Raw genomic sequence first — 11,399 nt, 5'->3', positions numbered from 1 at the left:
ATCGCGACGCAAGGCCGCTCCTACAGTGAGTTACTCATCATCATCGAAGTTGTACATGCCCGGCGCCAGGTTTTCGAAGCGGGTGTACTTGCCGATGAACGCCAAACGGACAAAGCCGATCGGGCCGTTACGCTGTTTACCGATGATGATTTCCGCCACGCCCTTGTGCTCGGTCTCGGGGTGGTACACCTCGTCGCGGTACACGAACATGATCACGTCGGCGTCCTGCTCGATTGCACCGGACTCACGCAAGTCGGAGTTCACCGGGCGCTTGTTCGGGCGTTGTTCCAGCGAGCGGTTCAGCTGCGACAGGGCGATGACCGGGCAGTTGAACTCCTTTGCCAAGGCTTTGAGCGAGCGGGAAATCTCGGAAATTTCGTTGGTGCGGTTATCACCGGCCGAACCCGGAATCTGCATCAGCTGCAGGTAATCGACCATGATCATGGCGATTTCGCCGTGTTCACGGGCCAGGCGGCGGGTGCGCGCGCGCATTTCCGAGGGGCTGATGCCCGCGGTGTCGTCGATGAACAACTTGCGGTCGTTGAGCAGGTTCACCGCCGAAGTCAACCGCGGCCAGTCATCGTCGTCCAGCTGGCCGGAACGGACCTTGGTCTGGTCGATGCGGCCCAGCGACGACAGCATACGCATGATCAGCGACTCACCTGGCATTTCCAGCGAGAACACCAGCACGGCCTTGTCGGTACGCAGTACGGCGTTTTCCACCAGGTTCATGGCAAAGGTGGTCTTGCCCATCGACGGGCGGCCAGCAACGATGATCAAGTCGGCCGCCTGCAGGCCGCTGGTCTTCTCGTCCAGGTCGGTAAAGCCGGTGGATACACCGGTAATGTCGCTGTCGGAGTTGAACAAGGTGTCGATACGGTCGATGGCCATGGTCAACAGCTCGTTGACCCCCACCGGGCCACCGGTTTTCGGCCGGGCCTCGGCAATCTGGAAAATCTGCCGCTCGGCATCGTCGAGGATTTCTTCGGCGTTGCGCCCTTGCGGGTTGAAGGCGTTGTCGGCGATGTCGGTACTGATGCTGATCAGCTGGCGCAACGTGGCGCGCTCGCGAATGATCGCGGCATAGGCCTTGATGTTCGCCACCGACGGCGTGTTCTTGGCCAGTTCGGCCAGGTACGCCAGGCCGCCGACTTGCGAAGACAGGCCTTCCTTGTCCAGTTGCTCGTGCAGGGTAACCACGTCGAATGGCTGGTTGGCGTCGGCCAACTTGTGCACGGCACGGAAGATCAGGCGGTGGTCATGCCGATAGAAATCGCCGTCCGATACCTGATCCAGCACCCGCTCCCAGGCGTTGTTGTCCAGCATCAGGCCACCGAGCACGGCCTGTTCGGCCTCGATGGAATGCGGCGGCACCTTGAGGGCTGCGGTTTGCAGGTCTAGCTGTTCGGAAGTGGTGATCTCGTTCATGGCCACGAAAGAATTCTGGAGGACGAAAAAGACAAAGGGCACGGCCTGTAGGAAACAGGACCGTGCCCGATGTTAACTGCCTGGCTCGCAGGGAGCCAGCCAGTCAGCGCAGCTTAGGCAGCTACGACAACCACACGTACAGTGGCTTCAACGTCGCTGTGCAGGTGCACGGCTACGTCGTATTCGCCAACCTGACGGATAGTGCCGTTCGGCAGACGAACTTCAGCTTTGGCCACTTCAACGCCAGAGGCGGTCAGGGCGTCAGCGATGTCGTGGGTGCCGATCGAACCGAACAGCTTGCCTTCGTCGCCAGCGGTGGCAGTGATGGTCACTTCCAGCTCGGCCAGTTGGGCAGCGCGGCTTTCAGCCGAAGCTTTCTTGTCAGCGGCTGCTTTTTCCAGCTCGGCACGACGCTCTTCGAACGCAGCCAGGTTGGCGGCGTTGGCAACGGTGGCCTTGCCGAATGGCAGCAGGAAGTTACGGCCGTAACCAGCCTTAACTTTTACTTTGTCGCCCAGGTTGCCCAGGTTAGCGACTTTTTCCAGCAGGATCAGTTCCATTTGGTAAAACCTCTTAACTTTTAACCTTCACCGTTCGCGGAGTCATTCCCCTTGGGGGACTTGCGACCGCGAAAATCAATCAGGCTGTCGACAATGGCCAAGACCACCAGCAACGGATAAATCAGCTGCATGATCAGCGGCAACGTCACGTACATGCCCACCAGCCAGAAACCGGCCAGTCGCCCCTGTGCCACCAGCCCGTGCATCAACGCGATGCCGGCCAGCACCAGTACCAGGCTGGAAGCCGATGCCAGAATGATGAACTGCGGACCGATAAACGGCGCCACCACCATCACTGCCACCAAGACCGCCATGGTCTGTTTCGGCAACTTCAGCTCGCGAAACTCGCGACCGAAGCCTCCAGGGTTGTACAACGCTGCTTGCCAATAGCGCGCCAGCATCAACGCCAGCACACTGAACAATTGCACCGTCACTGCTGTGGAGGCGACCAGCACAGGGCGGATCAGCTCACCGGAGAGCACGGGCTCCCCTTCGATTTTCGGCATGGCTTCGGCAAACGCCTTGGCCAGCATATCGAAGGTCTGCGCCAGCGCCAGATCAAGCACGAGGCTGAAAGCCACGGCGAACACGGCACTGGCCAGCAACACCCGGCTCCAGGGATGCTCGGCACGCAACATGGCGGCCAAGGCCAGGGCACCCGCAATCACCAGAAAGGTGATGGGATCGCCCATGACCCACACAGCCAGCCCGGCAAGCAAGCCGCCGACGATGACCGATGTAGCATCCCTGAACCCACGCCGCAGCAGCACAAGGCTGCCGGCAGCGGCACTCAACCAGAACAGCAGCGGCAGTACCGCGCTGATGACCACCACCAGGGTGGCCTGCATACGACCGCGCATGATGAAACTTGCTAACGCTCGCATGCTAATCCCTTACTGCTTGTCGACGACCCGGTCTCAGCGGCCGTGGCTGTCGGTGTAGGGCAGCAGGGCCAGGAAGCGGGCGCGCTTGATAGCGGTAGCCAGCTGACGCTGATAACGAGCTTTGGTACCGGTGATACGGCTTGGAACGATCTTGCCGGTTTCGGATACGTAAGCTTTCAGGGTGTTGAGATCTTTGAAGTCGATCTCTTTCACGTCTTCAGCAGTGAAGCGGCAGAATTTACGACGACGGAAGAAACGTGCCATTTAATAGGCTCCTCTAAAGGTCCGTGGATTACTCGTCAGCGTTATCGCTGGAGTCGCTGTCATTGCTGTCGTCGCCTTCGGCGGAGTCAGCATGCTCAGGACGCTCGCGACGCTCACGGCGCTCGCTGCGGTTCTCTTCAGCCTTCAGCATCTCGGACTGGCCGGTAACGGCTTCGTCACGACGGATGACCAGGTTACGGATCACGGCATCGTTGTAGCGGAAGTTGTCTTCCAGCTCGGCCAGGGCCTTGCCGGTGCACTCAACGTTCAGCATCACGTAGTGAGCCTTGTGAACATTGTTGATTGCGTAGGCCAGTTGACGACGGCCCCAGTCTTCCAGGCGGTGGATTTTGCCACCATCTTCTTCGATCAGCTTGGTGTAACGCTCAACCATGCCGCCGACTTGTTCGCTCTGGTCCGGGTGAACCAGGAAGATGATTTCGTAATGACGCATGAATGCTCCTTACGGGTTAGTAGTCTGCCAGTGAATCTGGTCAGACAAGGAGTGAATGACACTGTATGTCTTGCACGGAGGGGAGGCACATGAGCGCCTGCCAGCTCGGCAAGGGGCGCAATTGTAGAGAAGGCGTTGCGCACAAGCAAGGCAATTGGCGAATATTTGAACAGCCTGAAACATATTCACATGGCGTCAAGCCCACTTCGCGGGCACGCCCGCCCCCACAGGAAAGCTGCGTTGCCAGAGGCAGCAGCGAACCTGTGGGAGCGGGCATGCCCGCGAAGGGGCCGTTACAGGCTTAAGATCAGCGCTTGGCCTGGCGCTGACGCACGGCCTCAAACAGGCAAACGCCCGTGGCGACCGACACGTTAAGGCTGCTGACGCTGCCGCTCATCGGCAACTTCACCAGGAAGTCGCAATGTTCACGGGTGAGGCGGCGCATGCCCTTGCCTTCAGCGCCCATGATCATCACCAGCGGCCCGGTCAGGTCTTGCTGGTAGATCTCCTGCTCGGCCTCACCCGCGGTGCCGACCACCCACAGGCCACGTTGCTGCAATTTCTCCAGCGTACGCGCCAGGTTGGTGACAGCCACCAGCGGAATGACCTCGGCAGCGCCGCAGGCCACCTTGCGCACCACCGGGGTCAGGGTAGCCGACTTGTCCTTGGGCACGATCACTGCCGTGGCGCCGGCCGCATCGGCAGTACGCAGGCAGGCGCCAAGGTTGTGCGGGTCGGTCACACCGTCCAGCACCAGGATCAGCGGCGGGGTTTCCGTGCGCTCGAGCAACTCTTCGAGCATCAGTTCGCCCCACACCTGGCTAGGGCTGACCTCGGCGACAACGCCCTGGTGCACCCCCTCGACCCAGGCATCCATTTCGCGGCGCTCGGCCTGGCCAACCGCCACGCGGTTTTCCGCGGCCAGTGCCAACAGCGCCTGCAGGCGTGGCTCGCTGCGCCCTTCCGACAGCCAGATCTGCTTGACCCGCTTCGGATGGTGCTGCAGCAATGCCTGCACGGCGTGCACGCCGTAGATCTTTTCCAGCTGACTCATGACTTGCTCTTGCTCTTGCGTGGCGCACCGGACTTCGGTGGGCCTTTACGGTGCTTGGTCGGTTTGCCGGTGGCCTTGCCACCTTTGTCCGACTTGCTGCTGGCGTGGCCGCCCGTGCGCGCCTCGCTCATCAGCGCCTTTTTCATCTCGCGGCTCTTGCGCACTTCGGCGTTACGCTGCACGGCGTCTTTCGGGAAGTAGGCTTCGGCAGCCTCGCTTTTGCGGCTGCGCGGCTTTGGCGTGGCCTTCGCCTCGCTCAGCGGCGGCTGCTCGGCCTGGTCAGCTGCTGGCGCGGCGCCGCGCTGCTTGCGACCGATAGGTGCCGCCAGGGTCGACTGGGCCACTTCGAAGTCGATCTTGCGCTCGTCCAGGTCTACCCGCATGACCTTCACTTCGATGGTGTCGCCCAGGCGGAAACTGCGCCCGGTGCGCTCGCCGGACAGGCGGTGGTGCACCGGGTCGAAGTGGTAGTAGTCGCCCGGCAGCGCACTGACGTGCACCAGGCCTTCCACGTAGATGTCGGTCAACTCGACGAACAGGCCGAAGCCGGTCACGGCGGTGATCACACCCGGGAAGGTCTCGCCCACGCGGTCTTTCATGAACTCGCACTTGAGCCAGTTGACCACGTCGCGGGTGGCTTCGTCGGCCCGGCGCTCGGTCATCGAGCACTGCTCACCCAGTTGCTCGAGGGTGTTCTCGTCGTACGGGTAGATGCGCGCCTTGGGAATGCTCATGGCACCAGCCCGCTTGACGTGCGGGGTGTCGACCTTGGAGCGGATGATGCTGCGAATGGCGCGGTGCACCAGCAGGTCCGGGTAACGGCGGATCGGCGAGGTGAAGTGGGTGTAAGCCTCGTAGTTGAGGCCGAAGTGGCCATTGTTCTCGGTGCTGTACACGGCCTGGCTCAGCGAGCGCAGCATCACCGTCTGGATCAGGTGGAAGTCCGGGCGCCCGGCGATGCTCGCCAGCAGGGCCTGGTAATCCTTCGGCGACGGGTCCTTGCCTTTGTGCAGGCTGAGGCCCAGCTCGCCAAGGAAGGCGCGCAGTTTTTCCAGGCGCTCCGGCGGCGGGCCGTCGTGCACACGGTACAGGGCTGGCACGCCGTGCTTCTGCAGGAACTCGGCAGTGGCCACGTTGGCAGCCAGCATGCACTCTTCGATCAGCTTGTGGGCATCGTTGCGCACGGTCGGGCGGATTTCCGCGATCTTGCGCTCGTCACCGAAGATGATGCGGGTTTCCTGGGTCTCGAAGTCGATGGCGCCACGGGTGTGACGCGCCTCCACCAGCACCTTGTACAGGTTGTACAGGTTCTTCAGGTCTGGCACGACCGCCTTGTACTCTTCGCGCAGCGCCTTGCCTTCACGGGTGCGCGAGTGCTCGAGCATGCTGCTGACCTTGTTGTAGGTCAGCCGGGCGTGGGAGTGGATAACGCCTTCGTAGAACTGATAGTCGACCATCTGGCCGGCCTTGTTCATGGTCATTTCGCAGACCATGGCCAGGCGATCGACGTGCGGGTTCAGCGAGCACAGGCCGTTGGACAGCTCCTCGGGGAGCATCGGCACCACGCGCTCGGGGAAGTACACCGAGTTGCCGCGCTGCTGCGCTTCGACGTCCAGGGCCGAACCCAGGCGTACATAGCTGGACACGTCGGCAATGGCCACATACAGGCGCCAGCCACCGGAGAACAGGCGCAGCTTGCCCAGCGGCTCGCAATACACGGCGTCGTCGAAGTCGCGGGCGTCTTCACCGTCGATGGTGACGAACGGCAGGTGACGCAGGTCGATGCGCTTCTCTTTGTCCTTGTCTTCGACTTCAGAGCGGAACTTGCGCGCTTCCTTGATCACGTCCTTGGGCCACACATGGGGGATATCGTAGCTGCGCAGGGCAACGTCGATTTCCATGCCGGGGGCCATGTAGTTGCCAATGACCTCCACCACGTCGCCTTGCGGCTGGAAGCGCGGGGTTGGCCAATGGGTGATCTTGATCTCGACGAACTGGCCGATCTTGGCACCACCGTTGCGCCCCGCAGTCACCAGCACTTCTTGCTGGATCTTGGGGTTGTCGGGAGTCACGTAGCCGATGCCGCCTTCTTCGAAGTAGCGGCCGACCACGCTTTCGTGGGCGCGGGAGATGACCTCGACCAGCACGCCTTCGCGACGGCCGCGGCGGTCCACGCCGGACACGCGCGCCAGGCCGCGGTCACCGTCGAACACCAGGCGCATCTGCGACGGGCTGAGGAACAGGTCTTCGCTGCCGTCATCTGGAATAAGGAAACCGAAGCCGTCGCGGTGGCCAGAGACGCGGCCGCAGATCAGGTCCAGCTTGTCTACCGGGGCATAAGTGCCGCGCCGGGTATAGATAAGCTGGCCATCGCGCTCCATGGCACGCAGACGGCGGCGCAAGGCTTCGATCTGGTCTTCTTCATACAGACCAAATTCTTTCGCCAGCTCCTCGCGTGCGGCGGGCTCGCCACGGTCGGCAAGGCGTTGCAGGATCAGCTCACGGCTGGGAATGGGGTTATCGTATTTTTCCGCTTCGCGAGCGGCCTCGGGATCGAGGGATTGCCAATCGGCCATCAGAAGGGGTTCACCTTGGGGTATATAGATAGGAATTCTGGCATAGGCGTATTGAAACCGGAAATGTCGGCCTTGGACAGCCCCCGCTGCAGTGCGTAAACAGCAGGAATAGGCCAGTGGAATCAACAAGTTGAAATTTTTGAATTTTTTTTTGCCAAGGGGGTTTACAGCCCCCCAAGCCGCCCGTATAGTGCGCACCACAACGACGGATTAGCCCGAAGTTGTAATAGAGATTAGCGGCGCTGTAAAGCACCAAATAATCTCGAATGTGTGCCCAGGTGGCGGAATTGGTAGACGCGCTGGTTTCAGGTATCAGTGACCGCAAGGTCGTGGAAGTTCGAGTCTTCTCCTGGGCACCAAGTATTTCAAGTAACAGATGACCAAGGATCTGTTACTACTGTGTGAAAGCGAACGATAGTCGCCTTCTACAGCTGATGTAAAGCTTTGCCCAGGTGGCGGAATTGGTAGACGCGCTGGTTTCAGGTATCAGTGACTTAACGGTCGTGGAAGTTCGAGTCTTCTCCTGGGCACCATACAAAAACCCACTAGCTTGCTAGTGGGTTTTTTCTTGCCTGCGGTTTTTGTACCCTCCCCCACCCCTTGCACCATGGTCTGACGATGAATTTATCGTCACCCGGCCACATGAGAAACGATTTCGTTTACCATTGTTTCCAAATATGTTGCCGTAAGCGAGGAAGTACCCGCATGACGATCCGCCCGCAACCGCTGATGCGTACCTTGGCCGCCGCCGTGCTGAGCCTGGTCATCGGCGCTCCGGCCGCCATGGCTGACGCACCGGTCACCCTGACCATGTACAACGGTCAGCACAAGGAAATCGGCGAAGCCATCGCCAAGGCCTACGAGGCCAAGACCGGCATCCACATCAATATCCGCAAAGGCAGCAGCAACCAGCTGGCCAGCCAGATCATCGAGGAAGGCGATCGCTCGCCGGCCGACATCATCTACACCGAAGAATCGCCACCGCTGAACAACCTGGGCGAGCTGGGCCTGCTGGCGAAGATCGACGACGCCACGCTGAACATGCTGCCCAAGGAATATGTGGCTGCCAACGGCACCTGGATGGGCGTTACCGCGCGCACCCGCGTGGTGGTCTACAACCCGAAGAAGATCGACGAGAAAGACCTGCCGACCACCGTCATGGACTTCGCCAACCCTGACTGGGAAGGGCGCGTAGGCTATGTACCGACCAGCGGTGCGTTCCAGGAGCAGGCCGTTGCCATCCTGAAGATGCACGGGCGTGAAGCCACCGAAGAATGGCTGACCGGCCTGAAGGCCTTCGGCAAGACCTACACCAACAACATGGTCGCGCTGAAGGCCGTGGAAAAAGGCGAAGTGGCTGCCGTACTGGTGAACAATTATTACTGGTACGCCCTGGAGCGTGAGCGCGGCAAGCTCGATTCGAAACTGTACTACCTGGCCGACGGCGACGCCGGCAATCTGGTGACCATCTCGGGCGCCGCGGCCGTGAAGGCCAGCAAGCACCCGAAAGAGGCCCAGGCCCTGCTCAACTGGATGGCCAGCGAAGAAGGCCAGCGCGTGATCACCCAGACCACCGCGGAGTACCCATTGCACAAAGGCATGGTTTCGGACCGCGGCCTGAAACCGTTCGATGAACTGCGCCCGCCGAAGATTTCGCCAGCTGACCTGGGTAATGCCGAAGAAGCCATCGAGCTGGAACGCGAGGTCGGCCTGCTCTGATGACCGCCGCCCTGTCCACCCCGCTGCCGGTACGCTTCGTACCGCGCCGCAAGCGCCCTTCGATCTGGGTCGTGCTGCCTGTGCTGTTCCTGGTGGCGATGAGCTTGCTGCCCCTGGCTTATGTGGCGATCAAAGCCTGGGAAGCCGGCTGGCACGAAGCCCTGTACCTGCTGTGGCGGCCCTTTGTCTGGGGGCTGATGCGCAATACCCTGCTGCTGATGGTCGGTGTAACGCTGACCTGCATGGTGGTCGGCCTGGCGCTGGCCTGGCTGCTGGAGCGCAGCAACCTGGCCGGTCGCCGGCTGTGGGGGGTGGTGCTGTGCCTGCCGTTTGCCGTACCGTCGTTCGTCAGCAGCTTCACCTGGGTATCGCTGAGCTCGGACTTCGAAGGGTTGGGCGGGGCGATCATGGTCATGGCCCTGTCCAAGTACCCGCTGGTGTTCCTGCCGGTGGCCGCGACCCTGCGCAATCTCGACACCTCCCTGGAGGAGTCGGCGCGCACCCTGGGTTGTAGCCGCTGGGGCGTATTCACCAAGGTGACCCTGCCCCTGCTGTGGCCATCGATGCTTGGCGGTGCCCTGCTGATTGCCCTGCACATGCTGGTGGAGTTCGGTGCGCTGTCGATTCTCGGCCTGCAAACCTTCACCACGGCGATTTACCAGCAGTTCGAACTGGAGTTCAGCAACGCCAACGCGGCCATGTTGTCTGCCGTCCTGTTGGCGATGTGCCTGGTGATGCTGTGGCTGGAGCTGCGCGTGCGCGGCAAGGCCCGCCATGTACGCATCGGCCAGGGCGTGGCACGCCGTGCACAACCGGTGCGGCTGCGTGGTTGGGCGGTGCCGGCGCAGCTGTTCTGCCTGGGCCTGGCAGTGCTGGGCAGCGGCATTCCCCTGGCGATGCTCGGCTACTGGCTTAGCGTAGGTTCGTCAGCGGCATTCCCGGTGGCGGCCATTTCCAAGGCGCTGTTCACCTCACTGTCGGTGTCACTTGGCGGTGCCGGCTTCTGCGTGCTGTTGGCGCTGCCGATCAGCTTCCTGGTGGTGCGCTACAAAGGCCGCCTGGCGATCTGGGCCGAGCGCCTGCCGTACCTGCTGCACGCCCTGCCCGGCCTGGTGATCGCCCTGACCCTGGTGTTCTTCGCCTTGCACTATGTGCCGGCGCTGTACCAGACCACGGCACTGTTGCTGCTGGCCTATGCACTGCTGTTCCTGCCGTTGGCGCAATCGCCGGTGCGCACCGCGCTGAACAAGGCCTCGCCAACGCTGGAAGAAGCCGCCCGCACGCTGGGTGCGAGCAGTTTTGCCGCGTTCTGCCGGGTGACCTTGCCGATTATCTTCCCGGCCATGGCGGCAGCGTTTGCCCTGGTGTTCCTGGATGCCATGAAAGAGCTTACGGCAACGCTGCTGCTCAGCCCGACCGGCATGACCACCCTAGCGACCGAGGTGTGGGCGCATACGGCAAACGTCGAGTTCGCGGCGGCGGCGCCTTATGCGGCATTGCTGATTGTGGTGTCGGGGTTGCCGGTGTATTTGCTGACTACGCGGATGTATCTGAACAAGGCTTGAAAGCTTGCCCAGGCTGCCATGTGGCCTGGGCACAAGCCTGAGTACTTGAGACTCCATCATAAGTTCACTTTAAAACTCCCACCAGCCAGTTGAAAGCAAAGAACAAGGTCGTCGACACTACAAGCCCCATCCAAGACGGCAACAAAACTCTTTTAATAGGCCTCGGAAAATTCTCGAGATCTGAAACATCTGCCACACCTTTTCGAACAAACAACCCTGGAATCATCAGCATATTTGCCGCCAGGCAAGTACGCATTAATTTCCCAACAAGACCAGCCGCTGAAAAGTTTTCCCTGTTACTCTGAATATACTTGCATTTCGCTAAAGCTTTTTCGATAGCCTCTATAGATCGACAAGCTAAGTAAACCATCACACACACGCTGATTGCCATACAAGCGAGCAGGATAGACGCGATTATCGTCAAAGCTTCGGCACTCATTCTCGCACTCTCTCATAAATTAACTCCCCCAAACCGCCAGCCCACTCTCCACCGTAGTCCCCTCCATATTTACCTCCCACCGCCGCACCAATAACGACGCATGTGATCCCTCCAAATCCCGCCGAAGGAATTCCAATCGCTACACACAAAGAGCTTAGCAGCGCACCTCCCACTACCCCACCACCGGCGCTACCAGAAATCCTACCGGCCAAGGCGCTGGTCTCGATATATCTGGCTTTTCTGCAATCTTCCTCTCGACCTAAAGTGCAAGCCTTGTGGATGGCGAGGCCTGTAGAAGCCACTTCCAATGCCGTGCCAAGATAAGTCCCTTTTTTTATCAAGTTCGCCGCACTCGCAACACCGGTCACTTTATCTGCATACCTAGCAATTTCCCCTGTATGCAGATAGCTTTTGGTGGATATTTCCAGCATCCTCTTGATCGATCCCCTGTTACGC

General features: G+C 60.6%; 11 protein-coding genes and 2 tRNA genes. 4 read left to right on the top strand and 9 right to left on the bottom strand.

The annotated features are described in order from the left end of the window. Nucleotides 1–30: 30 nt before the first annotated feature. From dnaB to rnr, 7 genes are all read right to left on the bottom strand, one after another. Nucleotides 31–1,428, bottom strand: a complete 1,398-nt coding sequence (gene dnaB, locus APH30_RS23290) for a replicative DNA helicase (RefSeq protein WP_009681285.1) — start codon at nucleotides 1,426–1,428, stop codon at nucleotides 31–33. 113 nt (nucleotides 1,429–1,541) lie between these two features. Then, nucleotides 1,542–1,988 (bottom strand): 50S ribosomal protein L9, encoded by a 447-nt coding sequence (gene rplI, locus APH30_RS23285; RefSeq protein WP_003249568.1) that lies wholly within the window; start codon nucleotides 1,986–1,988, stop codon nucleotides 1,542–1,544. 20 nt (nucleotides 1,989–2,008) lie between these two features. After that, on the bottom strand, nucleotides 2,009–2,872 hold the full coding sequence (locus APH30_RS23280) for a hypothetical protein (RefSeq protein ID WP_029887882.1): 864 nt from the start codon (nucleotides 2,870–2,872) through the stop codon (nucleotides 2,009–2,011). 33 nt (nucleotides 2,873–2,905) lie between these two features. Next, nucleotides 2,906–3,136, bottom strand: coding sequence for a 30S ribosomal protein S18 (gene rpsR, locus APH30_RS23275; protein WP_003249563.1), 231 nt, complete (start codon nucleotides 3,134–3,136; stop codon nucleotides 2,906–2,908). Nucleotides 3,137–3,164: 28 nt separating this feature from the next. Further along, nucleotides 3,165–3,590 (bottom strand): 30S ribosomal protein S6, encoded by a 426-nt coding sequence (rpsF, locus tag APH30_RS23270; protein WP_003249557.1) that lies wholly within the window; start codon nucleotides 3,588–3,590, stop codon nucleotides 3,165–3,167. Nucleotides 3,591–3,897: 307 nt separating this feature from the next. Then, nucleotides 3,898–4,644 (bottom strand): 23S rRNA (guanosine(2251)-2'-O)-methyltransferase RlmB, encoded by a 747-nt coding sequence (rlmB, locus tag APH30_RS23265; RefSeq protein WP_029887883.1) that lies wholly within the window; start codon nucleotides 4,642–4,644, stop codon nucleotides 3,898–3,900. Then, nucleotides 4,641–7,220 carry a ribonuclease R gene (gene rnr, locus APH30_RS23260; RefSeq protein WP_029887884.1) on the bottom strand — a complete coding sequence of 860 codons (2,580 nt, stop codon included), beginning with the start codon at nucleotides 7,218–7,220 and terminating at the stop codon, nucleotides 4,641–4,643. Before rnr ends, rlmB begins: the two co-directional genes overlap by 4 nt. A gap of 272 nt (nucleotides 7,221–7,492) precedes the next feature. Between rnr and APH30_RS23255 the strand changes: the two genes are divergently transcribed. The 4 genes from APH30_RS23255 (at nucleotide 7,493) to APH30_RS23240 (ending at nucleotide 10,504) form a co-directional block, all read left to right on the top strand. Further along, a tRNA-Leu gene (locus APH30_RS23255) sits at nucleotides 7,493–7,579 on the top strand. Between the two features lie 87 nt (nucleotides 7,580–7,666). Next, nucleotides 7,667–7,753: transfer RNA gene (locus APH30_RS23250), tRNA-Leu, on the top strand. Nucleotides 7,754–7,925: 172 nt separating this feature from the next. Beyond that, nucleotides 7,926–8,939, top strand: a complete 1,014-nt coding sequence (locus APH30_RS23245) for an extracellular solute-binding protein (RefSeq protein ID WP_009681291.1) — start codon at nucleotides 7,926–7,928, stop codon at nucleotides 8,937–8,939. Then, on the top strand, nucleotides 8,939–10,504 hold the full coding sequence (locus tag APH30_RS23240; protein WP_054904830.1) for an iron ABC transporter permease: 1,566 nt from the start codon (nucleotides 8,939–8,941) through the stop codon (nucleotides 10,502–10,504). Before APH30_RS23245 ends, APH30_RS23240 begins: the two co-directional genes overlap by 1 nt. A 64-nt stretch (nucleotides 10,505–10,568) precedes the next feature. Here the strand turns inward: APH30_RS23240 and APH30_RS28895 are convergent, their stop codons facing one another. Together APH30_RS28895 and APH30_RS28360 are read right to left on the bottom strand one after the other, a co-directional pair. Next, nucleotides 10,569–10,943, bottom strand: coding sequence for a hypothetical protein (locus APH30_RS28895; RefSeq protein WP_156326626.1), 375 nt, complete (start codon nucleotides 10,941–10,943; stop codon nucleotides 10,569–10,571). After that, nucleotides 10,940–11,399 (bottom strand): hypothetical protein (locus tag APH30_RS28360; RefSeq protein WP_082416240.1); only part of this gene is annotated, 460 nt, incomplete at its 5' end. The genes APH30_RS28895 and APH30_RS28360, both read right to left, overlap by 4 nt.

The organism is Pseudomonas sp. NBRC 111127, from assembly GCF_001320345.1.
GTDB classification, from domain to species: domain Bacteria; phylum Pseudomonadota; class Gammaproteobacteria; order Pseudomonadales; family Pseudomonadaceae; genus Aquipseudomonas; species Aquipseudomonas juntendi.
This window is presented reverse-complemented; position numbering and strand designations above follow the sequence as displayed.